A 25,501-nucleotide genomic window follows, 5' to 3' on the forward strand; every position below is an offset into this window, starting at 1 on the left:
AACCCGATTTTTCCCCGACGTACGAGAAAAATTATCCCCCGCGCAACACGCTGATTTCTTTCTTTTCCGAGATCCGAAACGGAGACATCCGAGGAGCATTCGGACCAACACGAAAAATCGGATTCGCGACTGTTGTCGGGAATCGTGGCATCCCGGTCTCGGGCGTTCCACGGGGGTGTCCGTGACGGGGTCAGCCGCGGGGTCCGCGCGGATCCCGCGTGCGTGGCGGTCCCGCGGGCGGGCATCCTGGTGACCATGCATCCGAGTGTGTTCCGGGAGTACGGCCCTCGCGGGTGCCGTCCCGGTCGGAGGCGTTCCCTCGCCACGGGGCGGAAGTCGTGACGAACGACCGGCCCCTCGACCTGCCCTCCCCCGGCCTGGTGGTGCTCATCGGCCCCTCCGGGGCGGGCAAGTCCACCTTCGCCGCCCGGAACTTCGCCCCCACCCAGGTGGTCTCCAGTGACCACTGCCGCGCGCTGGTCTCCGACGACCCGGCGGACCAGCGGGCCACCGGTGACGCGTTCGCGGTACTGCATCACCTCGTCGACGTCCGGCTGAGGAACAAACGGCTCACCGTGGTCGACGCCACCAACGTGCGGGAGCACGACAGACAGGGCCTGCTGCGGCTGGCCAAGCAGCACGACCTGCCCGCCACGGCCGTGGTTCTCGACGTCCCGGCCGAGGAGTGTGTGGCCCGCAACGCGGGCAGGCGGGACAAACCGGATCCGGCGGTGACACGCCAGCAGCACGCGGAACTGCACAAGGCGCTGGGGAAGGTGGAGAACGAACGGTTCCGCCGGGTCCACGTGCTGCGCGGCACCGGAGAGGTGGACTCCGCGACGGTCCGGCCACACGGGCTAGCCGTGGACCGGGCGCACGACCACGGCCCCTTCGACGTGATCGGGGACGTGCACGGTTGCCGTCGGGAGTGGGAGGAACTGCTGCGGCGGCTGGGCTACCGGCTCCACCACGACGGGTCCGGACGAGCCGTCGACGCCGACCACCCCGAGGGGCGGCGGGTCGTGCTGCTCGGGGACCTGGTGGACCGGGGGCCGGACAGTGCGGGGTCACTCCGTCTGGCCATGGGGATGGTCGCGTCCGGGAACGCGCTGGCCGTCCCGGGAAACCACGAGCACAAGCTGGTCAGGGCGCTGCGGGGACGCGGTCGTCCCTCGGCCGGGTTGGCCCGGACGCTGGAGGAGCTCTCCTCGTGGGGGGAGGAGTTCGAACACCGCGTGCTGGAGTTCTGCTCCGGTCTGCCCCACCACTACGTGCTGGCCGGGGGTGACCTGGTCGTGGCCCACGCGGGTCTTCCGCAGCACTACCACGGCAGGGACTCCGGGCGGGTGCGCTCCTTCGCGCTGTACGGAGCCCCCACCGGCGAGAGGGACGAGGCCGGGCTGCCGGTGCGCCACCCGTGGGCGCGGGACTACCGGGGGCGGGCCGTCGTGCTGTACGGACACACTCCCGTGTCCTCGCTCGAATGGGTGAACCGAACCCTGTGCCTGGACACGGGATGCGTCTTCGGAGGCTGGTTGAGCGCGGTGCGCTACCCGGAGTACACCACGGAGTCGGTGGCGGCACGGCAGCGTTACCAGACGCACCCCCACTCGGAAGCACTCGCTCCTACCGAGTGACGAAACGGCGTACCGCGCACGCCGGCCACCCGCTCACCGGTCCGTCTCGACCCCGCCCCCGGGATCGTCCCGCTGGTCGCCACCGGCGCTCTGCGACGAGGGGGAGCCCTCGCTCCCGGCGCCCGGCGCCTCCGCCAAGGCCGCCCGGGCGGCCTCGGCACGTCGGACGCGCTTCGGGGCCGCCCGCTCGGCGCGCTCCTCGTCGAAACGCTGCCCCAGGCTGCCGATCCTGCGACTCAACGAACGCCCCAGCAGCACCACGGCGATCAACAACAGCAGGATCACGAACAGCGCCAGCGGAGTCGCCTTGCCGGTGCCCTCGCTCTGCACGCCGGGGCCGGAGTCCTGGGCCAGTACGGAGACCACCGGAACCTCCCCCGCGAGCACCGCCGGGTAGCCAAACACCGTCATGCGTGCACTCGCTCCTGCACTCCGGAGAACAGGTCGTCCTCCGGCAACGTCGTGTCCACCAGCGACCGCACCAGCTCGTAGTCCTCCGTGGGCCAGACGGCACGCTGGATGTCCAACGGCACCGCGAACCAGCGACTGTTCGGGTCGATCTGCGTCGCGTGGGCCCGCAGCGCCTCGTCACGGACCTCGAAGTAGTCCGCGCACTCCACCTGCGTGGTCACCCGCTCGTACGGATCGGGACGTTGTGACTCGTCCCACTTTCTCAGCCACTCCCCGTAGGGGGACTCCAGTCCCCGCTCCAGCAGGGCGTCGTGGAACAGCTGCATACGCTTGCGGGAGAAACCGTGGCAATAGTACAGCTTCAGCGGCTGCCACGGCTGCCCCTGCTCCGGGAAGCGGTCGGGGTCGCCGGAGGCGTCGAAGGCGGCCATGGAGATCTCGTGGCACCGCACGTGGTCCGGATGCGGATAGCCCCCGTTCTCGTCGTAGGTGACCACCACGTGCGGGCGGAACTCCCGCATCACCCGCACCAGCTCCGCCGTGGGCACCTCGATCGGCTGCCGGGCGAAGCACCCTTCCGGCAGCGGCGGCGGTGGGTCGCCCTCGGGAAGTCCCGAGTCCACGAAACCCAGCCAACGGTGCCGGACCCCGAGGATCTCGGCCGCGCGGGCCATCTCCTCGCGCCGGACCTCGGGCATGTTCTCGCTCACCCCCGGTCGGTCCATGGCCGGGTTCAGAATGCTGCCGGCCTCACCTCCGGTGCAGGTGACGACCATCACGTCGTTTCCCTCTGCGACATAGCGCGCCGTGCTGGCCGCCCCCTTGCTGGACTCGTCGTCCGGATGAGCGTGCACGGTCATCAGGCGAAGCTTCTCCGCCATGGCTCCGGAATCCTTCCGTCTGGTGGACGTCGACACCTGTACCGCCCCCACCGAGTACGGGCGGTACACCCCAGGGATACTCAACCGCAGGTGTTCCTCCATTGTTCCCGAACGACGCAGCCCTCGGGAGGCAGGTCCGGGGATCACCGGGCGATCCGTCAGGACGTCGGGAGGCGAGAGGCCGTGACGAATTCCCCCGAAACGATCAGAAGAGCCCCCGAGGGCAGGTACGGACCCCGGCGCGGCGACCACCGGCGCTGGCCCGCCCGGTTGTCGGCCGTACTGGTGCTGCTGGCGGGAGTACTGGTCGCGGTGCTCGCCTACCGGAACCTCGGCAGCGCCCCGATCGAGGGCAAGGCCTCCTCCTTCGAGGTCGGCCAGGACTCGGTGCGGATCACTCTGGAGGTGCGCAGGGACGATCCGGCCAAGGCGGCGGAGTGCGTGGTGCGCGCCCGTGCCCGCTCCGGGCGCGAGGTCGGACGTGGCGAGGTCTACATACCACCGGGTCAGCCCACCACCTACCATCGGACCGAGCTGACCACCTCGGCCCCTCCGGTCACCGGTGAGGTGTTCGGCTGCTCCTACGACGTCCCGAGCTATTTGGAGTCGCGGGGGCGGCCATCCGGGTGAAGTTGACCTTCCCGCGCCTGTCGGACTGACGAAATCACCCACAGCCCACCCCGTCTCGTGTTATTGTCGCTACCAGCACGGCCCCGCACGGGCCGTGTTTTTCCATTCCGAGCTCTTCGGGGTGCGGAGGATATCGGCCCGCGGAGCGCGGAGCCGCAGTCGACGAGGAGTGGTGACCGTGAGCGATACCCAGGCGACCTGGCTTACCCAAGACGCTTACGACCGGCTCAAGAACGAGCTGGACGAGCTCGTGGCCGAGCGCCCGGCGATCGCCGCGAAGATCAACGAAGCTCGTGAAGAGGGCGACCTGAAGGAGAACGGCGGCTACCACGCCGCCCGTGAGGAGCAGGGACAGCTGGAGGGACGCATCCGCCAGCTGCAGGAACTGCTGCGCAACGCGAAGGTCGGTGACGTACCGACCGAATCGGGCGTGGCACGCCCCGGCTCGGTACTGACCGTCCGTTTCGAGGGCGAGAACGAGGAGGAGAAGTTCCTGCTCGCCAACCGCGAGGAGGGGGCGCACGGGGACCTGGAGGTCTACTCGCCGAACTCCCCCCTCGGACAGGCCCTGCTCGACGCCCGCGAGGGCGATGTTCGTGAGTACGAGCTGCCCAACGGCGGCATGATGCAGGTGACCCTGATCAAGGCCGAGCCGTTCCAGGGCTGAGGCAGCTCTCGCCCGGTGCTCCGGGCTCCTTTTTCGTACGACCGACCCAGGAACGCGGTTGACCACGGGCACTCGTGTGTTCGGGCGGCTTTCCGCGCGCGTCCGCACGCGTTCCCTCCCCGGAGGGGACGACGTGGCGGTCGCCGGTCCCGTCGCGGCGTTTCCGACAGGGCCGTCCGGGGTGTTCGCCGAACGAACCCCGGACGGCGGCGCGGCGGGGTTGGGTCACCGACCCTGTGCCATGCGTTCCAGCAACGGGCGCACCCTGGGTGGCACCGGCGTGGACAGCGCTATGGCCGTGGAGGTGCGGCGCACCCCCTCCACGGCCACCACGCGGTCTATGACGCGCTGTAGGTCGTCGTTGGAGCGCGCCACCATGCGCACGAACAGGTCGCCCTGCCCGGTGGTGGCGTGCACCTCGCAGACCTCGTCGATGGCGGACAGCTGCTCGGCGACCGAGGCACGCCGCCCCTGGGCGATCTCCAACACCGCGAAGGCGGTCAGCCCGTAGCCGACGGCCGCCAGGTCCAGCTCCGGAGGGAAACCGCGCAGTATCCCCCGACGCGTCATGCGGTCCATGCGCGCCTGGACCGTCCCACGCGCCACCCCCAGCCTTCGCGAGCACTCCAACACCCCCAGTCGGGGCTCGTCGGACAGCAGAAGCAGCAGCCTGGCGTCCAGCTCGTCCAGAGCTTGCTCACCCGCCGTGGCTGACATGACACACTCCCCGCACTCGTCGGCGATACAGGATGAACAGTCACTCCCGGGCAAGCAGAGCACGAGTTGAGCATTTTGTACAGCGGTGAAACCGCCTGTTGCACAGGATGCCTCGTGCTCGCACGCTGAGATGACACCAAGTCTCCGCGGACCGGGAGGTCGTCATGACCGACGTCACGAATCCGAGCACCACCGCCGAACGCGACGACGTGACCTTCGAGCAGATGAAGCAGCTCGTCGGGCTGGTCCAGCACGACCCGACCAAGGACCCCTTCCCCGTCAAGTCCATGGACGCGGTGGAGTTCGTCGCGGGCAACGCCACGCAGAGCGCGATCTTCTACCAGAACGCTCTCGGGATGCGACTGGTCGCCTACCGGGGTCCGGAGACCGGCGTCCGCGACCACAGGGCCTACGTGCTGGAGTCCGGATCGGCCCGGTTCGTGCTCAAGGGAGCCGTCGACCCGGACAGCCCCCTGGCCGACCACCACCGCGCCCACGGCGACGGGGTGACCGACCTGTCCCTCGAAGTGGCCGATGTGGACCGCTGCGTCGAACACGCGCGCACGCAGGGGGCCACCGTCCTGGAGGAACCGCACGACGTCTCCGACGAGTACGGGACGGTGCGGGTGGCCGCCCTCGCGACCTACGGCGAGACCAGGCACAGTCTCGTCGACCGCTCGCGCTACTCGGGCCCCTACTTCCCCGGATACGTTCCCAAGACCAGCGGACACCGCAAACCCGAGGGAGCTCCGAAACGGGTCTTCCAGGCGATCGACCACTGCGTGGGCAACGTGCCCATGGGCGAGATGGACCAGTGGGTCGCCTTCTACAACCGGGTCATGGGCTTCGTGAACATGACGGAGTTCGTCGGCGACGACATCGCCACCGAGTACTCGGCGCTGATGAGCAAGGTGGTGGCCAACGGCAACCACCGGGTCAAGTTCCCGCTGAACGAACCCGCCGTGGGCAGGAAGAAGTCGCAGATCGACGAGTTCCTGGAGTTCTACGGCCAGGCCGGCTGCCAGCACATCGCCCTGGCCACCAACGACATCATCAGCAGTGTCTCGGCGATGCGCGCCGCCGGTGTCGAGTTCCTCGACGTCCCCGACTCCTACTACGACGACCCCGAGCTGCGGGCCAGGATCGGGCAGGTGCGCTTCCCCATCGAGACCCTCAAGGAGCACGGGATCCTCGTGGACCGCGACGAGGACGGCTACCTGCTCCAGATATTCACCAAGCCCATCGGGGACCGCCCGACCATGTTCTTCGAACTCATCGAGAGGCACGGTTCCCTCGGGTTCGGGATCGGCAACTTCAAGGCACTCTTCGAGGCCATCGAACGGGAACAGGCGCTGCGCGGGAACCTCTGATCCGGCTCCGCCCCGGATCCGGTGTCCGGGGCCGCCGGTCGACCGGGGCCGCCGGTCGACCGGAGGCGGCGGTCCCGGACCCCGTCCGAGTCCTTCAGGAACGTCTTCGCCCGGAACGTTCACCCCAGTGCCGTGAGCAGGTCCTCCAGCAGGTCGTCGACGTCCTCGATCCCCACCGACACCCGCACCAGCTCGGAGGGCACCTGCAGCTGGGAACCGGCGACGCTGGCGTGGGTCATCCTGCCGGGGTGCTCGATCAGCGACTCCACCCCGCCGAGGGACTCGGCCAGGGTGAACAGCCGAGTACGCGCGCACACGTCGACGGCGGCCTCCTCCCCGTCGGCGTGGAGGAACGAGACGATGCCACCGAAGCGACGCATCTGCGCGGCGGCGATCTCGTGGCCCGGATGGTCGGGCAGGCCGGGGTAGAGCACCCTGCTCACCTTCGGATGCTCCCGCAGCGCCTCCGCGATCCGGGCCGCGTTGGCGCTGTGCTGCTCCATCCGGGCCGCCAGCGTCTTCACCCCGCGCAGGGTCAGCCAGGCGTCGAAGGGGCCGGGAACCGCTCCCGCGGTGTTCTGGAGGAACGCCACGTCGGTGGCGATGCGCTCGTCGGAGGTCACCACCGCCCCTCCGACCACATCGGAGTGTCCCCCCATGTATTTGGTGGTCGAGTGCACCACCACGTCGGCCCCGAGGGTCAGTGGCTGTTGCAGGTACGACGAGGCGAAGGTGTTGTCCACGACCAACCTGGTGGAGGTCTCGGCGGCGAGCTGGGCCAGACCGGCGAGGTCGGCGATGTTCAACAGCGGGTTGGTCGGGGTCTCGACCCACAGCACCCTGGTGTTCGGGCGGACGGCCGCCCGGATGGCGTCGGGATCAGAGACGGGGGCCGGGGTGTACTCCACTCCCCACTCGGTCAGCACCTTGTCGATCAGCCGGAACGTCCCGCCGTAGGCGTCGTCGGGAATGATCAGGTGGTCGCCGGGCCGCACCAACGAACGCAGCAACGCGTCGGTGGCCGCCATCCCCGAGGAGAACGCGAGCCCGTACTCGCCGGACTCCAGGGCGGCCAGGCACTCCTCCAGCGCCGTGCGGGTCGGGTTCCCCGTCCGGGAGTACTCGTATCCGGCACGCTGGTTCCCCACCCCATCCTGGGCGTAGGTGGAGGTCGCGTGGATCGGCGGGATCACCGACCCCGTCGCGCTGTCGGGCTGCTGTCCTGCGTGGATGGCGCGCGTCGCGAAACCGTCGGTCATGCCGGGAACTCTACTCGTCGCGGGCTCCTCCGAAGCCACCCGCTTTCGCTCCTTCCGGAGGCCCGTGTCCCCGGAAGGAGCGTTTCCGCACGTTCCACCACAGGGCCTCGACGTCTCGGTGCGCTTCCGCCCCGTCTCCGCTCAACGTGGCCCGCCGCGCGGTGGCCCGGACGGCTGTCCCCACCCCGGAGCGGATCCCGGCGGAACGCCACCGGGAGGAACCGGAGCTCCCTGGGGGACGGCCACCTGGTGGGTTCCGCCGTCCGTCCGCAAATAGGCCCCGGTGGTCGGCGAGAGCGCGAGCACCACCGTCGCGGCGGAGAGCACGAAACCGCAGAGGGACCAGAGCAGCACCCCGTTCGCCAGCACGAAGCCGAAGCCGCACATGGGCAGCACCAGGCCCGCTGTCAGCACCCACCTGCCGAACGGCCTGCGGGAGAGGATCCCGACCGCTCCCACCAAGACGGGTAACGAGAGCGTGACCACCACCAGGAGGAGACCGCCAAGAGCACGGGCCGACCAGAGCGACCCCATGGTCAGCCCGAACGTGAGTCCCGCCGGAATCCCGAAGGCCACGACACAACCGAGCAGCGCCGCCGCCCAGGCGGTGACACCGCTGGGCTCCTGTTCCGGCTGGACCGGTGGATTTCCCGGCCGCCCCGTCCCGTACGCCCCGGAGCCGTGGTGGGGCCAGGGCGGTGCCTGGTACTGCCCGCCCGAAGGATGTGGCGGATGCACGCTCCCCTCCCGATTTCCTGCCCGACCGGGTTTCGCCGTCACGAGGCCGGGTCACCGCGTGAGCACGAACGGCCGCGCCACCCGTCACCACTGCGGCGGCTGCTGGCCGGGTTGCTGCGGGTAGCCGCCCGGTTGACCGTAGGGCGGCTGCGGTTGGCCGTAGGGCTGGCCGTAAGGCTGGCCGGGAAACGGCTGCTGGCCCGGCATCGGCTGGCCCTGCTGCCCCGCCAGGGGATACCCCGGGGGCTGCCCGGTGGGCATACCGGGCTGACCCGGCATCGGCTGGCCCGGCATCGGAGGCTGACCATAGCCGCCGGGAGCGGCGGGAACCGCCGTCCCGCTCAGGTAGGACCGGGTGGCAGGCAGCATGGCCAGCACGGCGGGAACCGCGACGAGCAGAATGGAGACTATCCCGTTCGCGGTGAACCTGTAGACGAACCAACCGATCACCACACCGAGCGCGAGAGCCCCGGACCCGCCGAGCATGACGAACGGAGCAAACTGCTTGCGCTGCAGGATGAGGATTCCGGCGAGGATCACCGCCAACGCGCCGACGATCTGCAGGACACCGAGCGTGACGATCAGACCGCTCGACGGCAGTTGTTGAAACGACTGGGCACCGTTTTGCAGCTCCTGCCCGTACTCGCCGGGGAGTTGGGATAGCTCTTCCTGTACCTGGGCAATACGCTCCTGGGCACGGAAGAAAAGGAAGATGCCCATCAGGGAGAAAATCGCGGTCAGCGCCCCGAGCCCTATACCGGTCCAAGCCGCCCCCTGTGCCAGCCCCTTGCCGGAAGAGGACGGCTGCGGACCGCCCGGAAACTGGCCGGGTGGCGGGGCGGGCGCGCCGTAACCACCGGGCTGTCCCGGTGGGGGAGCGGGAAAACCACCACTCGGGGTTCCCGGCTGCCCCGCCATACCCGGTTGAGGCGGCATCCCGGGCTGGCCCTGCGCCCACGGCTGTGCGGACATGCCCGGCTGGGACTGCCCACCAGGCTGACTGCCCAAACCGGGCTGCTCGTACATCGGCTGCGGCGGCTGCATCGACGGCGGAACGACCTGGGTCGCCCCACCACCCTCCTGACCACCCGACGACGACCGGGAATCCTGCTCCATCTGCCGCATCGCCTCGGCCGGATCGACCACCTGCGTGGAGTCCGAACCGGAACTGTGGTCACTCTGCTGAGCGCCCTGCTCCGACGACTTCTGTTGTTCTGCCGAGGGGTCCGGTTGCCGGTCCTCGGGCGACTGGGGGGAACTCATCGGGTTTCTCCTGTCCCTTCAGGATGAATGCCGAGCGTGGATGTGACTGCTACGACTTACTGCGGATAGGGATAGCCGCCCGGTTGACCGTAGGGCGGTTGCGGTTGGCCGTAGGGCTGGCCGGGAAACGGCTGTTGGCCCGGCATCGGCTGGCCCGGCTGGGGATGCCCGGGCAGGGGCTGGCCCGACTGCCCCGCCACGGGATACCCCGGGGGCTGTCCGGCGGGCATACCGGGCTGACCCGGCATCGGCTGCCCGGGCACCGGCTGACCCGGCATCGGAGGCTGACCCGGTGGGACGCCGGGGGCTCCGGAACCCGCCGGAGCCGCCGGAACGACCACGGTCTTCATGATCTTGTCCGCCCACGTCTGCTTCTTCGGTTCCCACAGCGGAGCCAGGAAGCCGATGGAGAGCGGCGCCCCGTCGACGATGTGGCAGAGCTGGCGCAGGAAGGCGTTGCCGAAACCGATCGGCCGACCGGTCTGCTCACTGATCAGCATGGTCCTGGCGACCTGACGCCCGAGGGACTGCCCGGTGGTCCCCTGCTTGTACGCGCTGTTCCAGATGACGAAAGCCCCGGGGAGGAGTCCTCCCAGAACGAAGAAAACGGCGCTGACGCCTGGTTGGGAGCCGAGGAACGCGCTCCCGATCCCGTACAGGATCCCCGCGACGACACCCGGGGCCAGATAGTCGACGAGGTAGCTCACCGCCCGGGTCCCCCACTCCACCGGTGGGCCGGCGGGAACCACCCCACCGCCCTGGCCTCCGGCCGGAACCTGGCCGGGTGGTGGGGCGGGCGCGCCGTAACCACCGGGCTGTCCCGGTGGGGGAGCGGGAAAACCACCACTCGGGGTTCCCGGCTGCCCCACCATACCCGGCTGCCCCGCCATCCCCGGTTGAGGCGGCATCCCGGGCTGGGCCTGCGCCCACGGCTGTCCCACCGCACCGGGCTGAGGCTGCGCCCACGGCTGTGCGGACATGCCCGGCTGGGACTGCCCACCAGGCTGACTGCCCAAACCGGGCTGCTCGTACATCGGCTGCGGCGGCTGCATCGACGGCGGAACGACCTGGGTCGCCCCACCACCCTCCTGACCACCCGACGACGACCGGGAATCCTGCTCCATCTGCCGCATCGCCTCGGCCGGATCGACCACCTGCGTGGAGTCCGAACCGGAACTGTGGTCGTTGCGCTGCCCCGCGTCCTGATCCTGCGACTGGTACGGATCCATGCGCGAGGAGATCATCTGCGTCGAACTGGGAGTGGGCTCCTCGGCGTTGGAGCCGGACTGCTGTTCCGCGGAGGTGTCCGGCTGCTGGCCTTCGGGTGGTTGCGGGGAGCTCATCGGGTTTCTCCTATCCCCTTGGGCACGAACCTGGGCGTGTACACGCCTACGCTAACCGACCGCGCGAAGCGTCACGGGCAATGTGTAACAGAATCTCACCGTCCGGCGATAAAGGCGAGCACGTCCTGCCTGGTGACCACCCCGGCGGGTTTGCCGTCCATGAGCACCATCGCCCCGTCCGCGTTGCGCAGTGCCTTCATGGCCGAGGTGATGTCCTCGCCCGCACCGATGGTCGGCAGCGGAGACGACATGTGCGTCTCCACGCGGTCGGCGAGATTGGCCCTTCCGGCGAACAACTCGTCCAGCAGGTCCCGCTCGTTGACGGCACCGGCGACCTCGGCCGCCATGATCGGGGGCTCGGCGTTGACCACCGGCATCTGGGAAACACTGAACTCGCGCAGAATGGCCACCGCCTCGGCGACCGTCTCGTTCGGATGGACGTGCACCAGTTCGGGCAGCGTCCCGTCCTTGCGCCTGAGCACGTCTCCGATGGAGCCGCCGCCGTGGTCCGGGGAGAGGAAACCGTAGGAGGCCATCCACGAGTCGTTGAACACTTTGGTCAGATATCCGCGCCCGCTGTCGGGCAGCAGCACCACGATCACGTCGTCCGGATTCGCCCGCTCCGCCACGCGCAGCGCCCCGAGCACGGCCATACCGCACGAGCCGCCGACCAGCAGCGCCTCCCGCTGGGCCAGCTCCCGGGTCGTGCGGAACGAGTCCGCGTCCGACACGGACACGATCTCGTCACAGATCTCCCGGTCGTAGGTGGTCGGCCAGAAGTCCTCGCCCACCCCCTCGACCAGATAGGGGCGCCCCTTGCCGCCCGAGTACACCGAACCCTCCGGGTCCACCCCGACGATGCGGACCCTGCCCTCGGAGACCTCCTTCAGGTAGCGCCCGACCCCCGAGATCGTCCCGCCGGTTCCGATACCGGCGACGAAGTGCGTCACCCTGCCCTCGGTCTGCTCCCAGATCTCCGGGCCCGTGGAATGGTAGTGGGACTCGGGATTGGAGAGGTTGTTGTACTGGTTCGGCTTCCAGTGCCCCTCCCGGGCGGCCAACCGGTCCGACACACTGTAGTAGGAGTCCTCGTGCTCGGGGGGAACCGCGGTCGGGCAAACCACGACCTCAGCCCCATAGGCCTCCAGGACGTTGCGCTTGTCCTCGCTGACCTTGTCCGGGCAGACGAAGACACAGTGGTAGCCCTTGCGCTGGGCGATCATCGCCAGCCCCACCCCGGTGTTGCCCGAGGTGGGTTCCACGATCGTCCCCCCGGGAGGCAGTTCGCCGGAGGCCTCGGCGGCTTCGATCATGCGCTCGGCGATCCGGTCCTTGACGCTGCCACCCGGGTTGAAGTACTCGACCTTGGCCAGCACCGGCGTACTCAGCCCCCGCGTCAGCGAGTTCAGCCTCACCAACGGTGTGTTGCCGACGAGATCGGCCACGTGTTCGACGTAGTCCACGGCGGTCCCTCCTAGACTCGGCGCCTCGCGCTGGGTGTCACCGGTTCCCCACACGGACCGGCTGCTTCCCTGGCAGTCTCCCGATAGGCCCGCGCGTGCTCGCGCCGGGGTGCCCCCGACGGGCGGACCGTGCTCGTTCCCGGCTTGCCGAAACACCCCTGTGGCGGGTTAACCGGAGGCGGGAAACGAACGATGTTCCGGGCGGGGACCACGATCTCCCTCCCCGCGACCCGGCCGCGAGCACGTGCGAAACGACCCGCGCGGAGTGACCATGCCGGGAAGCGGCTCGCGGGGTTTCCGCACGAACCGCAGGGAGGCAACGATGATCGCTGCGCGGCTGTTGAGGGTGGCCGCCATCGGCGCCGCCTCCGTCGGCGGCCTGTCCGGAGCTCTCTACGGCCTGCTCAGTGGCCAGTCCAGACACGCGCGCCGTGTCATCGGCCTGCCCACGGCGGAACCCCCGAACGCCGACGGGACGTACCTGCCCACCGACGCGACGGGGCGGGCGCACGCCTCCTCGGAGCCCGCGCTGGATTTCGCCGTGCTGGGGGACTCCTCCGCCGCCGGCCTGGGAGTCGAACTCCCCCGGGAACTGCCCGGGGTCCGGCTGGCCGAGGGCCTGGCCGAGGAGCTGGAACGGCCGGTGGTGCTGCGCACCCACGCGGTGGTGGGCTCCACCAGCAGGGAACTGGCGCGCCAGGTGGAGACGGTGCTGCGGGAGCCGCCCCGGCTGGCGTTGGTGCTGATCGGGGTCAACGACGTCACCACCAGGGTGCCGATCGGCACCAGTGTTCGCCTGCTGGAGGAGGCCGTGGCCGAGATGACGCGGGCGGGCACGGCCGTGGTGGTGGGCACGTGTCCCGACCTGGGGGCCATCCGCCCCATCCCCCAGCCGCTGCGTTCCGTGGCGCGTCGTTACAGCCTTCTGCTGGCCAGGGAACAACGCCGGGCGGTGGAGCGCGCCGGAGGACACGCCGTTCCCCTCGCCGACCTGCTCTCCCCCGAGTTCCTCACGCGTCCGGTGGAGCTGTTCGGCCCCGATCGGTTCCACCCCTCCGCGGCCGGATACGAGATGGCCACCGAACTGTTGCTGCCCACCCTGTGCGACGCGATCGGGGCCTGGCAGGGAGCGCCGGTGCCCAGTGCCCCCCGCCGGTCGGAGGCGGTCGAGGCTCGTCGTCCGACCCGTCGCCTCGTGGCCCGGCTGAACCTGCGCTGGGGGTCGCGCACGGAATCGGGTGATTCCTGAACGATCCACCGAAGCACCTTTGAGCTGGCGTACCATCCGGTCGGTCAACGGGGGTAGGGTGAGTGCGGTCACCGTGACAACGGCGGATCACCGCCTAGGGTGAGCACATCCCCGTGTGTGTGGGAACCGCACGGTGCTCGCCGTGGCCGCTCTGCCCTCCGAGCGTCCGGGTGGGCCCCACCCTTTCGCCCACACGACACACCAGAGCACGAACACGACGCGAAGGAGTCACCCCACATGCCCGAAGCAGTCATCGTCGCGACCGCGCGTTCCCCCATCGGCCGCGCGGGCAAGGGCTCCCTGGTGGACATGCGTCCGGACGACCTGACCGCCCGGATGGTGCGGGCCGCACTGGACAAGGTGCCCGAACTGGACCCCGCCGAGATCGACGACCTGATGCTCGGCTGCGGGCTTCCTGGCGGGGAACAGGGATTCAACATGGCACGGGTGGTCGCGGTGCTGCTCGGCTACGACCACCTGCCCGGGACCACGGTCACCCGCTACTGCTCCTCCAGCCTGCAGACCACCAGGATGGCCCTGCACGCCATCCGAGCCGGCGAGGGTGACGTGTTCGTCAGCGCCGGCGTGGAGACGGTCTCCCGGTTCGAGAAGGGCAGCTCCGACTCCCTGCCGGAGACCACCAACCCGCTGTTCGACGAGGCCCAGCAGCGCACCAGGGAAACCGGGGAACAGGGCGCCGACCACTGGACCGACCCCCGCGAGTTCGACAAACTCCCGGACGTCTACATCCCCATGGGGCAGACCGCCGAGAACCTGGCCCGGGCCAAGGGGATCAGCAGGGAGGAGATGGACGAGTTCGGGGTGCGTTCGCAGAACCTGGCGGAGAAGGCCATCGCCAACGGCTTCTGGGAGCGGGAGATCACCCCGGTGACCACTCCCTCGGGCACGGTCGTCAGCGCCGACGACGGCCCGCGCGCCGGTGTGACCAAGGAGTCGGTGGCCGGGCTCAAGCCGGTGTTCCGCCCGGACGGCAGGGTGACCGCGGCGAACGCCTGTCCGCTCAACGACGGTGCCGCCGCCCTGGTCATCATGAGCGACCGCAAGGCTGAACAGCTCGGGCTCACCCCGCTGGCACGCATCGTCTCCACCGGAGTCTCGGCGCTGTCCCCGGAGATCATGGGACTCGGGCCCGTGGACGCCTCCCGGCAGGCCCTGCACCGCGCGGGCATGGGCATCGACGACATCGACCTGGTGGAGATCAACGAGGCCTTCGCCGCGCAGGTGATCCCCTCCTATCGGGAACTGGGGATCCCGCTGGAGAAACTCAACGTCAACGGTGGAGCCATCGCCGTGGGGCATCCCTTCGGGATGACCGGCGCCCGGATCACCACCACCCTGCTGAACTCGCTGAGCTTCCACGACAAGCGGTTCGGTCTGGAGACGATGTGCGTCGGCGGCGGCCAGGGCATGGCCATGGTCCTGGAGCGCCTCGGCTGAGCCCGCACGCGGAGTCGTGACACACGACGGCGCCTGCCGACGTCTCACACGTCGACAGGCGCCGTTCTCGTCCGTCCGGGAGGTTCCCGCCGGGAGCCGGTCGTCGCGGGGCACCCCTCCGGGGCGACCGCCCGACGGCCACGGCGGGCCCCGTTCAGTCGTTCTGCAGGTAGGACAGCAGTCGCAGGATCTCCAGGTAGAGCCAGATCAGCGTCACCATCAGGCTGAAGGCGATGTACCAGGAGACCCGGGCGTCCACCCCGCTCTTGATGGCCCGGTCGGCCTCGTCGAAGTCCAGCAGGAAGACGAAGGCGGCGATGCCGATGCACAGCAGGCTGAAACCGATGGCCAGCAGGCCGCCGTCGCTGCTGCGGAGGCCGAGGCCGCCCTCGACGAAGAAACCGGCGACGAGGTTGACCAGCATCAGCGTGAAGGCGCCCGCCGCAGCTCCGATGACCCACTTGGTCAGCTTGGGGGTCACCCGGATGGCCCCGGTCTTGTAGACCACCAGCATCGCGGCGAACACGCCCATGGTGCCGGCGATGGCCTGCATGATGATGCCCGAGCCACCCACCAACGCGGCGAACATGTAGCTGATCCCGCCGAGGAAGACGCCCTCGACGGCCGCGTAGGCGATGACCAGCGCGGGGCTGACCTTCTTCTTGAAGACGTTGACCAGCGCCAGCACGAACCCGACGATCGCCGCGGGCAGCACCAGCGCCATGGACTGCGGACCGCCGATGATGTAGGTGGCCGCGGCCGTGCCGATCGTGATCGCCAGCGTGATGGCCGTCTTGGTCACGACATCGTCGATGGTCAGCGGACGTCCGGCCTGCTTGGGGGTTGTGGGCGCCTGGGCACCACCGAACGCGCCCCCGGCGGGCTGGCCGTAGTTGAAGTCCGCGTACCCGCCCTTGGGCAGGTTCTTGAACGCGGGATTACTGCTTGTGCGCAACTCATCCTCCCGGGCGTGCCTACGCCGTCACCCGTTACAACGATCGGGATCCGTGATCGGTTCCCGACTCACGTAAAAAGCACTTTACTCTCGTTCGACCACAGGATCCCACAGTCTCACCCGATCGACGCGAAAGTGCCGAACGTCACAGGAGTCAACGGCGTTTCTTCTGACTGCGCTGGCCCGCCACCTGCTTGCCGGAGCGCTTCTTCTGCTGTGGACGTTTCCTCCTGGAGGAACCTCCGGCGGGTTTGTTGCCACCGCCTCCGGAGGTCTTGCCGTTGGCCTTTCCGTCGGGGGCGGACTTCGCCCCGGAGGACTCGGACCGACCTCCCTGTTCCGCGGAGGTCTCTGCGCCGTTCGCGGTCTGCCCGCCGGTGTCCTCACCCGCACCCGAACCGGACGCGGCCCTGCCGGAGCGGTCCGGCTTCTGTCCCGGTTTGGGACGGGGGGTCTCCTTCTTCGCCGCGAGTTCACGTTCCTTCTGACGCTGTTCCTCCCGGTCCACCTTGTTGGTGAGGAAGTGCTGCTGGCCCAGCGTCCAGACGTTGTTGGCCAGCCAGTAGAACAGCACCGCGATCGGCAGGAACCATCCGGAGATCAGCGCGCCGATCGGGGCGAGGTACATCATGACCTTGCCCATCATCGCGCTCTGGGGGTTGGCCATGGCCGCGTCGGACTGCCGCTTGAGCGACATCCGCATGGTGAAGAAGGTGGCCACCGAGGCGACGATCATCAGCGGGATGCCGACCGCGATCATGTCCGGCCGGGTGGTGCCGAACCGTTCCAGCACGCTCTCGGGCTGGATGATCGTGTTGGACAGCTTGGCCCCGAAGATGTCGGCGTTGATGAAGGACTGGACGCCCTCCTTGTCGAAGAAGAAGTTGCTGTCCGAGTCGGGGCTGAAGCTCCGCAGCACGTGGAACAGGCTCAGGAAGACCGGGATCTGCACGAGTGCCGGAAGGCAGCCGCCGAGGGGGTTCACCCCCTGCTCGGACTGCAGCTTCTGCATCTCCTGCATCATCTTCTGGCGGTCGTTCTTGTACTTCTCGCGGATCTTCTGCATCTGCGGGGCGAACTTCTGCATCTTGCGCCCCGCCCGGATCTGGCTCAGCGCCGGCTTGAGCAGCAGAACACGAAGCGTGAACACCAGGAAGAAGACGGCGAGCACCCAGCTGATGCCCTGGTCCTTCCCGAACAGCGTGCCGAAGACCGCGTGCCAGAACCACAGGATGATCGACACCGGGTAGAGGATGAAGCCGAAGAAGTCCGCCACTCGTTCACTCCTGGTAGTCGCCCGGCGCGCTCCCGGGCCTCACCTGCACAACCGTCCCCCGTCCACAGGGCTCAGCCTGCCAGGGTCCCACGGCCGCATCCGATCACGACGGGCGGGCGGCGGCACGAACGCGCCCCGGGACCACCACACCGGCCGGGAGGAGAACGAGGTTTCTCTCTTCGCGGAGTTGACCTCAACATTGGTTGAGGTTCTAGTGTCGATCACGACACACCGGCCGGGCCAGGAGCCCGCGACCCCGACAAGGAGCACCATGACCGCGAATCCGCTGCGCCTCGCCGTGATCATCGGAAGCGTTCGACAGGGCAGGTTCGGCCCCACCGTCGGACGCTGGATCGCGGGCGAGGCCGCGAAGTCCGGGCACTTCGACGTCGACCTGATCGACCTCGCCGAGTTCGAGCTTCCGCTGGACATGGGCGGCGGGGCGACTCCCGCCGCCGAGGCCTCCGGCAACGAGCTGCGGCAGCGACTCGGCAACGCCGACGCCTTCGTGGTGGTCACCGCCGAGTACAACCGCAGCTTCCCCGCTGCCCTGAAGAACGCCATCGACCACCACAAGAGCGAGTGGTACGCCAAACCGGTCGGGCTGGTCTCCTACGGAGGCGTCGCGGGCGGTCTGCACGCCGTGGAGAACCTGCGTCAGGTCTTCGCCGAGGTGCGCGCGACGACCGTGCGGGACACGGTCAGCTTCCACGGTGCGGGCCAGACCTTCGACGAGACCGGCAGGCCGGTCGACGAGGCGGGCAGCGCCACGGCGGCCAAGACGATGCTCGAGGACCTCAACTGGTGGGCGCTGGCACTCGCCGAGGCCAAGCAACGACGCCCCTACCCCGCCTGAGCGAACGAACACCGGCCCCGCGCATCCGGGGCCGGGTCCGCCGCCCCTCAGGAGTCGAGCAACCTGCGCGGCCCGGCCCCCTCTGAACCGAGTTCGTCGCCCGGATTCGCCATCCGGCACCGGTCCAGGGACAGACAGCCGCACCCTATGCAGTCGGTGAACTCGTCCCGCAACTGACGCAGCCGGTGGATCCGCCCGTCCAGCTCGTCCCTCCAGCACTGCGAGATCCGCTCCCAGTCCTGTCTGGTCGGGGTGCGTTCCTCGGGCAACAACGCCAGCACGGAACGGACCTCGGCCAACGGGATCCCCACCCGCTGCGCGATCCGGATCATGGCCACCCTGCGCAGCGTGTCCCGCGCGTACCTCCGCTGGTTTCCCGGGGTGCGCCTGCTGGTGATCAGGTTCTGCCGCTCGTAGAAGTGCAGCGCGGACACACTCACCCCGCTCCGGGCGGCCAGCTGTCCCACCGTGAGCTCGCCGCGCCGGGAAGCACCGTCCCCGCCGGAATCGTCCATGCGGCGGATGCTGCCACAGCGCGGCCCCGGTGCGAACGAGCCCACGGGGACGTTCACCCCCTGGAAGCAGTGCCCTGCTCCACCGGCTCCCCCGGCAGGAAACGGACCGAGGGACGTCCCTCGGGGCCGTCGGCGGTCACCTCGGCCCGCACGCCGTAGACCTCGGCGACCAGGTCGGGGGTGAGCACCTCGCCCGGGGTTCCCGCCACCACGGCGCGCCCCTGCCGCAGCACCAGCAGCCTGTCGCAGAACATGGCGGCCAGGTTCAGGTCGTGCAGGGCGAGCACGCTGGTGACCGGAAGCCGGACCACCAGCCCCAGCAGCTCCAGCTGGTGACGGATGTCCAGATGGTTGGTCGGCTCGTCGAGCAGCAGCTCCCGGGGCTGCTGGGCCAGCGCCCGCGCGATCTGGACCCGCTGACGCTCCCCTCCGGAGAGGGTGTGCCAGCAACGACCCGCCTTGTCCGCCAGGCCGGTGCTCTCCAGCGCGGAACGCACCGCGCGTTCGTCCTCGGCCGTCTCCCCCGCCCAGGGGCGCCGGTGCGGGACCCGTCCGAGGCCGACCACCTCGAACACCGTCATGTCCACCTCGGTGTCGGCCTGCTGCTCGACGACCCCGATCCGGCGGGCGACGTTCCTGCGCCCCACCCGCTGGATGGGGACGTCGTCGAGGGAGACCACCCCGGCCGAGACGGGGCGGACCCCGGACAACAGGCGCAGCAGGGTGGACTTGCCCGAGCCGTTCGGCCCGAGCAACCCCACGGTCTCGCCCTGTGCCGGCTCCAGACTGACCCCGTCGACGATGAGCTCACCGCCCACCTGCCAGCTGACCCGTTCGGCACGCAGTCCCACGTTGGCGCTCCTGTCAGGATCGACGTGTCTTGCGGCTGCGGTAGAGGACGACCGCGAAGGCGGGAACACCGATCAACGAGGTCATCACTCCCACCGGTATCTCCTGCGGATCGAGCATCGTGCGGGCGACGGTGTCGATCCACACCAGGAAGATCGCCCCCACCAGCACCGTGGTCGGCAACAGCCTGCGGTGGCCCGGTCCCACCAGCATCCGGGCCGCGTGCGGCAGCACCAGCCCCACGAAACCGATGGCCCCGGCCGCACTCACCAGGGTCGCCGTGAGCAGCGCCGTGGCGATCAGCAGCGACGTCCTGGTCCTGGTCACCGACACCCCCAGCGCGGCGGCCGCGTCGTGCCCGAAGGTGAACGCGTCCAGCGCGGGGGCCTTGAGCAGGCACACCGCCAGCACCACCAGCAGCACGCCCAGACAGGGCCACACCTCCTCCCAGCCGGTTCCGCCGAGCGAACCGAGCAACCAGAACAGCACACTGCGGGTCTGCTCCGCGTCGGCGGCCGACATCACGATGAAGGAGGTCAACGCCGAGAACAGCTGCATGGCGGCCACCCCGGCCAGGATCATCCGGTCCGGGGTGCTGCCCACCAGGTGGCCGAACACCAGCACGAGGACGAACGAGCACAGCGAACCGAGGAAGGCTCCCAGCGAGAGGGTGGCCACCCCGCTGCCCACGCCCAGCACCACCACCGCCACCGCACCGGTGGAGGCCCCGGAGGAGATCCCGAGCACGTAGGGATCGGCCAGCGGGTTGCGCAGCAGGGCCTGCATCACCACTCCGCACAGGCCGAGCCCGGCCCCGCACACGGCGGCCAGCACCGTGCGCGGCAGCCGCAGGTTCCAGATGATCCCCTCTCGGATCAGGGAGAGCCCGGAGTCGCCGAGACCGAGGTGTTCACCCACCACCGCCCAGACGTTGCCCACCGCGATCTCGGCGGGCCCGATCGTGATGGTGAACGCCACGGACAGGGTGAGCAGCACCAGCCCACACACCCAGAGCAACGTGGTGCCCACCCCGCCGGAGCGGGTTCGGGACACGCTCATTCGAGCAGCCCGAACTCACGCAGCTTGGCGGTCACCTTCTCGATCCCGTCGACGGTGCGGATCGACGGATTCATCGCCGCGCCACTGAGCCGGACGTAGCGTCCCTCGCGCACGGCCTCCATGTGCTTGGTCACCGGGTTCGACTCCAGGAAGTCGATCTTCTGCGCGGCTTCCTCCGCGGTCTGCTGCTCCCGGATGAGGTCACCGAGCACGAGCACGTCCGGATCGCGGGCCGCCACCGTCTCCCAGTTGATCTGGGGCCACTCCTTGTGCGTGTCGTCGAAGACGTTGCGCGCCCCCACCCGGTCGGTGATGACGCCCGGCGCTCCGCAACAGCCCGCCATGTAGGGCGACTCCTTGTTGGCGAACCAGTACAGCAGGCTCACGCCGGAGGCGTCGACGCCCTCGGTGGCCTCGGCGATCCTGCCGCGCAGCTCCTCCACCAACCGCTGTCCGCGTTGTTCCACGTCGAAGATCTCGGCCAGCTGACGGATCTCCTCGTAGACGAGGTCCATGGTCAGCGGCTCGTCCCGGACACCGTCGCCGTCGCCCTCGTTGTTCTTGGCGCAGTCGGAGGGGGAGATGTAGGTGGGCACGCCCAGCCGTGCGAACTTCTCGCGCGAGGACACCCGCTGCATGACGCTCTCGAAGGAGGAGGTGACGAAGTCGGGCTGCTCGGCCAGCACCCTCTCGTAGGAGGGGATGTGGTCGGCGAGACGCGGAACTCGGGAGTTGGCCTCCTCCAGGTGTTCCAGCACCGGATCGGTCCAGGTGGCCGTGCCCACCATGCGGTCGGCCAGCCCCAGGGACAGCAGGATCTCGGTGGTTCCCTGGGTGAGCGAGACCACTCGCTCCGGTGGGGAGTCGACGGTGATCTCCCTGCCGCAGTTCTCGACGGTCCGCGGGTATCCGGCGGCGGCGTCCTCGGCCGAGGAGGTGGAGGACTCGCCGCCACAGGCGGTCAGCAGACCGGCCGTGAGCAGCGTGAGACAGCACAGGGACAGCGACCGGAACGGTCTTCGCATAAGATCCTCTCCGTCGGAAGGCTCGGGCGCGGAGCCTCGCGGGCGTTCACCACCGCCGTCTCGGCGGGTGCCAGCAGGTTTTCGGGCTCGAGATCCTCCGGGCGAGAAGCGCCTTCCCGGGACGTACCCAGTGGCCGTTGCTCCGCCCGTCCCTCACACCGCTGCGCGTCAGCTCCGGATTCCCACCGGATTCCCTGGCCCGTTACGGGTTGACTGGCGCGGACAGCCTAACAGCGCGGCGGCGGTTGTTGAACCGGTCGAGTGACGACGTGCCCGGAGCCACACGATCGCCCGGGAGAGGGCGGGCGATCCCGGAAGGGGCACCGTCGCGAGGTCGGAGATGGTGACATACCACGTGGAGCCGGACGAACTCACTGTGACGGCCGCTGTCTCCCGCCACTTCGGATCAGCTTGTCACCTCGGTGTACCGACTGACGCTCCCAGCGTCCACATCGCCCAAACCACCATGGGCCGCTACGAACCGTCGTGCGAACAGGGCGCTGCTCCACACCTCACGCAGCAGAAATACATCCTTCTTTGTTGTTCGCCCCTCCAAAGAACAATCTCACCCCGAGGGACACTCGACACAAATCCAACCAAAAAACTCGCACCCCTCAGAAATTTCACCCCTTGAATCAATTACCGAACGGCGCTAAACAGGAACATTTCCGCCGCTGTGCGGCAAACAAAAAATACATCCCTCATCGGCGATCCCCAACGTGGCTAAAACGACAACAAACTGTTCCGGACCGTTGACGAAAAGGCTTCCCACACGAAGAAATTTTAGTCGATCCAGGTGCCCTTGACCAGATATTTCGGAAGGTAATCCGACTCGACGGAAATCGTAAAACCGACAGTATGCGCGACTGCGGCTACGGCCAGGGGGCCCAGTGCGATAAACCCCAGCGGATTGTTCATGTTGTCAGGGTGCGACCAGAACTCCTTGTGCATACTTATCGCGGATTCGAGAGCTTCGTTGAAAGCGTCCACGTTTCCGCTTCCGAGTCGGGCCATGAGACGCATGGTCGGAACGAGAATGAAGTTCACGTAATCGGGGTGGGACTGCGAGATCTGATCGGGATCGGCACGCTGTGCCGCTTCGTTCAAATACCTCGGAAACTGACCGGATCTCCCTGTGGTCCAGTACGACTTGAGGGAGTTGATCCAGTAAGGCACGTAATCGTCGACTTCTTCCGTCATCAACACCGAGTTCGGTATCTCGACGAGCGTCTCGATCCGCTGTTTGTCATGGCAGATCATGGCACACCAAAGAGCCACCTGCCAATTCGAGCAACTACTGTAGTAAGTCGCTCCCGAAGCGGGAAAAGTATACTCTTCCCGACCAATACGGCATTCAAAGTTTTCTGTAGTACTTTTTGCCGCTTGGAACACGGCAGTGGCTATGTGGTTGACGAGTATCGTCCGCTCCCATGTGACTGGTTCCTGCGCCGTAGGATCGACCACACACTGGAAGCCGAGTAGTTTTCGGGCGTGGCCGAACGCATCGTTGAGACCGATCGGGTTCGTCTTAGCGCGTTCCAGGTCCTTGGATATACTTTCGGAAATCCGAACGGTTCGGTTCTCGGCTTTCACTCGATCCACCGGATGACGGCTGATCAACTATTGTCCCTCCTGTATCGGTCACGTTCTTCCGTGGGGAGTTCGAACTCCGTGACTTGAGCCCCTACGAGCAGCTCACCGTCCTCCTCGCTCAGTCTCGCTTGCACACCAATGTAGTGTACATTGCCTTCAGCACGAGCCGCCCGGATCCGGTCCGCGAGATCATCGAGGCCGTCATCCTCCATACAGTTGACGATCGTATCGAAGTATCCCGGGTGTCCTTGTTGCACCTTGTATTCACCAGAACTGTGCCAACGCGATGTGAAATCCGCCCCGGGCGATTTCGCTTCCACCATCAGGAATCCCTTGCTGTTCCCGGACGCATCGATCAACTCGTACGGCAAATCGAAGCGATCATTCCCGTTTCCGGTCATGCTCGCCTGAGCCTCGACCACCGGCCTGAGAGTTATGTCCTCACCAGGAAACTTTTCCGATATGAAATCCCGCGAAACAATCTCGGCCACCGCTTCACCGAAGTGCTCGCCATATTTCGAACGGGCCGTACCCCAATCACTCATTTCGGAACGGACTTCATCAGAAACCTTCGACTTGTCCCCCTGATTGTTTTCTATCTCAGTGTGGTACTTTTCTCGCACAAATTCGGCGTGTTCGTTGATCTTAGAGCGATGTCGAAGCCCGATCGACTCATCCTCCCCGATGAAAGGCTCCGGGTCGCTCTCGGAAGTCCGTGGCGTTTGAATATTCTCGACATAAGGGCGCGCGTTCCGATCAAGATGCCGCTCGATCGATTCAAAATTATCCCGATCCGATATGTCGATCGGGTCATATTTTTCCTGCACCCACTTCCTTTCGAAGGAATCGCTCGGTTCAAAAACCTCACCGTTGGGCTTTTCCTTCAACATGGGGAGACTGTCGTCATCGATTCTCGCGTACGTAATGACTCCCTCTTCGTTGACGCTGTGAACCCGGTATCCAGGAGGAGGAGTTATGTGCGAGTACTTGTTCTCACCCCTCGCCTCGGCGTCCTCCGGCCTTCCGCCGGGGTCCTCGCCGTCTCGGGGCGGGTGGAAGCCGTCCTCACTGCTCGGGGAACTGGTGCGGTCGGGATGGTGGGTGTCCCAACCACCGTCCGGGGGCCAGGTGGGGCGCCCGTCGGGACCGATGCTGCTGGCGAACACCCGGCCGTTGCTGTCGGTCCAGGCCAGACCACGTGGTGCGGTGACCGGGACGTCGAGTCGACGTGCCAGCTCCGCCGCGAAGTCCGAGGAGTCACAGGAGATCAGGCGCAGCGGCCGCTCGCCGTCCCACTCCGGCAGGCGACGGAAGACGTCGGCCAGTTCCTCCGGCGAATAAGCACGGTCGCCGATGTGGACACGTCCGTCCGGTCCCATGTGGGCGTCGAGCGTGAAGTGCCGACCGTCGTCGGGCACACGGCGCGCGAGATCCGCCGTGTTCGGGTCGGAGTGACCCGAGATTCCGGCCTCGGTGCGGTTCCCGCGCAGCCGCTCGACCGCGTCGTCGATCTTGTGCTCGTACTCCGGGGTGCCCGGCTCCGGCCGGTCGAACCCGTCCCTCGGTGTGTCCGCGCCGTCGCCGTCCCTCGGTGTCGGGGACTCCGTCGGTCGCTGTGGGTCCCGTTCGGGCCCGTCCTGCCCGGTGTTCGGTCGCTGCGCGCCGTCACCGGGCTCGCGCTGCTGCCCAGGAGCCTCCGTCCGCTCGGGGGAAGGCCGGGAGGTCTCGGGCGGACGTGCCACCTCCGGCCCGTCGGTGCCGGGACGAACGCTCGGGTTCCCTCCCCGGGTGGGACCTCCGAGGGTGTCGTGCCCGCCGGCTCCGCGACCCGGACCGCGTGGGGGGCTGCTCGGCCCCGCGGACTCCGGCCGTGGGGGTGGTCCGCCCTCGGGTCCCCGGCCGGGTGCAGCGGGGGTCCGCCCCGGTCCCGCGGGTCCCTGGGAACGTCCGGGGCCGTGGCCACCGGGGGAACTCGTGCCCAACGAGCCGGAGGCGCTCGTGTTCGTCGGGCTCCGGCCGTCCGGACGGGCGCCGGTGTCCCGAGGCCCACGAGGTGAGTCCGGTGTGGAGGGAGGACGACCGGCCGCTCCGGGGGTGCCGGGTGTTCCGGTCCAGCCGCCTCCGGAACCAGGTCGGCTTCCGCCGCTGGGGCTCGTCCCGCCGGTCCCGGTGTGCCCGCCGCTCGTCGGTGCTCCCCCCGGTGCCGCCGGCCCCTGGGGTGAGCCCGGAGGCTGGTCCGCACGCGGAGTCGTCGTGGGGCTCGCCGGTGTGCCGGGGGCCGTGGGGG

The 25,501-nt window shown here is 68.3% G+C and carries 23 protein-coding genes, 1 pseudogene and 1 riboswitch; of the genes and pseudogenes, 8 read left to right on the top strand and 16 right to left on the bottom strand.

The genetic code is table 11. The features are described 5' to 3' along the window. Nucleotides 1–338: 338 nt before the first annotated feature. Nucleotides 339–1,637 (top strand): AAA family ATPase, encoded by a 1,299-nt coding sequence (locus tag CEP50_RS03655; RefSeq protein WP_106112479.1) that lies wholly within the window; start codon nucleotides 339–341, stop codon nucleotides 1,635–1,637. 33 nt (nucleotides 1,638–1,670) lie between these two features. On the opposite strand, the gene CEP50_RS03660 is transcribed toward CEP50_RS03655, so the two are convergent. Both CEP50_RS03660 and mca read right to left on the bottom strand, forming a co-directional pair. Further along, a complete protein-coding gene (locus CEP50_RS03660) occupies nucleotides 1,671–2,048 on the bottom strand; it encodes a hypothetical protein (RefSeq protein WP_106112480.1) in 378 nt (125 codons plus the stop codon). Beyond that, on the bottom strand, nucleotides 2,045–2,929 hold the full coding sequence (gene mca, locus CEP50_RS03665) for a mycothiol conjugate amidase Mca (RefSeq protein WP_106112531.1): 885 nt from the start codon (nucleotides 2,927–2,929) through the stop codon (nucleotides 2,045–2,047). The genes CEP50_RS03660 and mca overlap by 4 nt, the downstream gene beginning before the upstream one ends. 183 nt (nucleotides 2,930–3,112) lie before the next feature. On the opposite strand from mca, the gene CEP50_RS03670 reads away from it, so the two are divergent. Together CEP50_RS03670 and greA are read left to right on the top strand one after the other, a co-directional pair. After that, nucleotides 3,113–3,559, top strand: a complete 447-nt coding sequence (locus CEP50_RS03670; RefSeq protein WP_106112481.1) for a DUF4307 domain-containing protein — start codon at nucleotides 3,113–3,115, stop codon at nucleotides 3,557–3,559. A 178-nt stretch (nucleotides 3,560–3,737) separates the two neighbouring features. Then, nucleotides 3,738–4,226 carry a transcription elongation factor GreA gene (greA, locus tag CEP50_RS03675; protein WP_181188192.1) on the top strand — a complete coding sequence of 163 codons (489 nt, stop codon included), beginning with the start codon at nucleotides 3,738–3,740 and terminating at the stop codon, nucleotides 4,224–4,226. Nucleotides 4,227–4,451: 225 nt separating this feature from the next. Here the strand turns inward: greA and CEP50_RS03680 are convergent, their stop codons facing one another. Next, nucleotides 4,452–4,943 carry an Lrp/AsnC family transcriptional regulator gene (locus tag CEP50_RS03680; RefSeq protein WP_106112483.1) on the bottom strand — a complete coding sequence of 164 codons (492 nt, stop codon included), beginning with the start codon at nucleotides 4,941–4,943 and terminating at the stop codon, nucleotides 4,452–4,454. A 164-nt stretch (nucleotides 4,944–5,107) separates the two neighbouring features. Here CEP50_RS03680 and hppD point away from each other — a divergent pair, with 164 nt between their 5' ends. After that, nucleotides 5,108–6,313, top strand: coding sequence for a 4-hydroxyphenylpyruvate dioxygenase (hppD, locus tag CEP50_RS03685; RefSeq protein WP_106112484.1), 1,206 nt, complete (start codon nucleotides 5,108–5,110; stop codon nucleotides 6,311–6,313). Between the two features lie 119 nt (nucleotides 6,314–6,432). Here the strand turns inward: hppD and CEP50_RS03690 are convergent, their stop codons facing one another. The 5 genes from CEP50_RS03690 to CEP50_RS03710 form a co-directional block, all read right to left on the bottom strand. Then, nucleotides 6,433–7,572: a cystathionine gamma-synthase gene (locus CEP50_RS03690; RefSeq protein ID WP_106112485.1), complete on the bottom strand. Its 1,140-nt coding sequence runs from the start codon at nucleotides 7,570–7,572 to the stop codon at nucleotides 6,433–6,435. Between the two features lie 141 nt (nucleotides 7,573–7,713). Next, nucleotides 7,714–8,310, bottom strand: a complete 597-nt coding sequence (locus CEP50_RS03695; protein ID WP_106112486.1) for a hypothetical protein — start codon at nucleotides 8,308–8,310, stop codon at nucleotides 7,714–7,716. Between the two features lie 84 nt (nucleotides 8,311–8,394). Then, entirely contained in the window at nucleotides 8,395–9,573 is a 1,179-nt protein-coding gene (locus CEP50_RS03700; RefSeq protein WP_106112487.1) for a hypothetical protein, read from the bottom strand. Nucleotides 9,574–9,629: 56 nt separating this feature from the next. Then, nucleotides 9,630–10,916: an RDD family protein gene (locus tag CEP50_RS20735; RefSeq protein ID WP_106112488.1), complete on the bottom strand. Its 1,287-nt coding sequence runs from the start codon at nucleotides 10,914–10,916 to the stop codon at nucleotides 9,630–9,632. Between the two features lie 95 nt (nucleotides 10,917–11,011). Continuing rightward, nucleotides 11,012–12,379, bottom strand: a complete 1,368-nt coding sequence (locus CEP50_RS03710) for a cystathionine beta-synthase (RefSeq protein ID WP_106112489.1) — start codon at nucleotides 12,377–12,379, stop codon at nucleotides 11,012–11,014. A gap of 322 nt (nucleotides 12,380–12,701) precedes the next feature. Here CEP50_RS03710 and CEP50_RS03715 point away from each other — a divergent pair, with 322 nt between their 5' ends. Both CEP50_RS03715 and CEP50_RS03720 read left to right on the top strand, forming a co-directional pair. Next, complete coding sequence (locus CEP50_RS03715; RefSeq protein ID WP_106112490.1) at nucleotides 12,702–13,628, top strand: SGNH/GDSL hydrolase family protein; 927 nt, start codon at nucleotides 12,702–12,704, stop codon at nucleotides 13,626–13,628. Between the two features lie 237 nt (nucleotides 13,629–13,865). Next, entirely contained in the window at nucleotides 13,866–15,086 is a 1,221-nt protein-coding gene (locus tag CEP50_RS03720; protein ID WP_106112491.1) for an acetyl-CoA C-acetyltransferase, read from the top strand. A gap of 154 nt (nucleotides 15,087–15,240) precedes the next feature. Here the strand turns inward: CEP50_RS03720 and CEP50_RS03725 are convergent, their stop codons facing one another. Next, the gene (locus CEP50_RS03725; protein WP_106112492.1) at nucleotides 15,241–16,041 is read right to left on the bottom strand and encodes a Bax inhibitor-1/YccA family protein; all 801 of its coding nucleotides are present in this window, start codon (nucleotides 16,039–16,041) and stop codon (nucleotides 15,241–15,243) included. 154 nt (nucleotides 16,042–16,195) lie between these two features. After that, a complete protein-coding gene (gene yidC / locus CEP50_RS03730) occupies nucleotides 16,196–17,317 on the bottom strand; it encodes a membrane protein insertase YidC (protein WP_106112493.1) in 1,122 nt (373 codons plus the stop codon). A 271-nt stretch (nucleotides 17,318–17,588) separates the two neighbouring features. Here yidC and CEP50_RS03735 point away from each other — a divergent pair, with 271 nt between their 5' ends. Next, the gene (locus tag CEP50_RS03735; protein WP_106112494.1) at nucleotides 17,589–18,173 is read left to right on the top strand and encodes an NADPH-dependent FMN reductase; all 585 of its coding nucleotides are present in this window, start codon (nucleotides 17,589–17,591) and stop codon (nucleotides 18,171–18,173) included. A 47-nt stretch (nucleotides 18,174–18,220) separates the two neighbouring features. On the opposite strand, the gene soxR is transcribed toward CEP50_RS03735, so the two are convergent. The 6 genes from soxR to CEP50_RS03765 all read right to left on the bottom strand — a co-directional run bounded on the left by soxR (nucleotide 18,221) and on the right by CEP50_RS03765 (nucleotide 24,956). Then, nucleotides 18,221–18,688: a redox-sensitive transcriptional activator SoxR gene (soxR, locus tag CEP50_RS03740; protein WP_106112532.1), complete on the bottom strand. Its 468-nt coding sequence runs from the start codon at nucleotides 18,686–18,688 to the stop codon at nucleotides 18,221–18,223. A 53-nt stretch (nucleotides 18,689–18,741) separates the two neighbouring features. Beyond that, a complete protein-coding gene (locus tag CEP50_RS03745) occupies nucleotides 18,742–19,539 on the bottom strand; it encodes an ABC transporter ATP-binding protein (protein ID WP_106112495.1) in 798 nt (265 codons plus the stop codon). Between the two features lie 13 nt (nucleotides 19,540–19,552). Beyond that, the gene (locus tag CEP50_RS03750; protein WP_106112496.1) at nucleotides 19,553–20,596 is read right to left on the bottom strand and encodes a FecCD family ABC transporter permease; all 1,044 of its coding nucleotides are present in this window, start codon (nucleotides 20,594–20,596) and stop codon (nucleotides 19,553–19,555) included. Then, complete coding sequence (locus tag CEP50_RS03755) at nucleotides 20,593–21,621, bottom strand: ABC transporter substrate-binding protein (protein ID WP_106112497.1); 1,029 nt, start codon at nucleotides 21,619–21,621, stop codon at nucleotides 20,593–20,595. The genes CEP50_RS03750 and CEP50_RS03755 overlap by 4 nt, the downstream gene beginning before the upstream one ends. Before the next feature lie 55 nt (nucleotides 21,622–21,676). Then, nucleotides 21,677–21,854, bottom strand: a riboswitch (cobalamin riboswitch). Nucleotides 21,855–22,404: 550 nt separating this feature from the next. Beyond that, complete coding sequence (locus CEP50_RS03760) at nucleotides 22,405–23,214, bottom strand: immunity 49 family protein (RefSeq protein ID WP_181188193.1); 810 nt, start codon at nucleotides 23,212–23,214, stop codon at nucleotides 22,405–22,407. Between the two features lie 23 nt (nucleotides 23,215–23,237). Further along, nucleotides 23,238–24,956: a hypothetical protein gene (locus CEP50_RS03765; protein WP_106112499.1), complete on the bottom strand. Its 1,719-nt coding sequence runs from the start codon at nucleotides 24,954–24,956 to the stop codon at nucleotides 23,238–23,240. Between the two features lie 322 nt (nucleotides 24,957–25,278). Between CEP50_RS03765 and CEP50_RS20285 the strand changes: the two are divergent. Further along, a pseudogene (locus CEP50_RS20285) lies at nucleotides 25,279–25,501 on the top strand (ice-binding family protein); the annotation flags it as partial.

Source organism: Actinopolyspora mortivallis (assembly GCF_003001495.1).
In the GTDB taxonomy this organism is placed as follows: domain Bacteria; phylum Actinomycetota; class Actinomycetes; order Mycobacteriales; family Pseudonocardiaceae; genus Actinopolyspora; species Actinopolyspora mortivallis_A.

Bases quoted from the DNA above. Each gene is read 5' to 3' on its own strand.
- CEP50_RS03720 (WP_106112491.1), top strand. From the start codon at position 13,866: ATGCCCGAAGCAGTCATCGTCGCGACCGCGCGTTCCCCCATCGGCCGC.
- CEP50_RS03700 (WP_106112487.1), bottom strand. From the start codon at position 9,573: ATGAGTTCCCCCCAGTCGCCCGAGGACCGGCAACCGGACCCCTCGGCA.
- CEP50_RS03690 (WP_106112485.1), bottom strand. From the start codon at position 7,572: ATGACCGACGGTTTCGCGACGCGCGCCATCCACGCAGGACAGCAGCCC.
- CEP50_RS03750 (WP_106112496.1), bottom strand. From the start codon at position 20,596: ATGAGCGTGTCCCGAACCCGCTCCGGCGGGGTGGGCACCACGTTGCTC.
- CEP50_RS03660 (WP_106112480.1), bottom strand. From the start codon at position 2,048: ATGACGGTGTTTGGCTACCCGGCGGTGCTCGCGGGGGAGGTTCCGGTG.
- CEP50_RS03680 (WP_106112483.1), bottom strand. From the start codon at position 4,943: ATGTCAGCCACGGCGGGTGAGCAAGCTCTGGACGAGCTGGACGCCAGG.
- hppD (WP_106112484.1), top strand. From the start codon at position 5,108: ATGACCGACGTCACGAATCCGAGCACCACCGCCGAACGCGACGACGTG.
- mca (WP_106112531.1), bottom strand. From the start codon at position 2,929: ATGGCGGAGAAGCTTCGCCTGATGACCGTGCACGCTCATCCGGACGAC.
- soxR (WP_106112532.1), bottom strand. From the start codon at position 18,688: ATGGACGATTCCGGCGGGGACGGTGCTTCCCGGCGCGGCGAGCTCACG.
- CEP50_RS20735 (WP_106112488.1), bottom strand. From the start codon at position 10,916: ATGAGCTCCCCGCAACCACCCGAAGGCCAGCAGCCGGACACCTCCGCG.
- CEP50_RS03735 (WP_106112494.1), top strand. From the start codon at position 17,589: ATGACCGCGAATCCGCTGCGCCTCGCCGTGATCATCGGAAGCGTTCGA.
- CEP50_RS03755 (WP_106112497.1), bottom strand. From the start codon at position 21,621: ATGCGAAGACCGTTCCGGTCGCTGTCCCTGTGCTGTCTCACGCTGCTC.
- CEP50_RS03715 (WP_106112490.1), top strand. From the start codon at position 12,702: ATGATCGCTGCGCGGCTGTTGAGGGTGGCCGCCATCGGCGCCGCCTCC.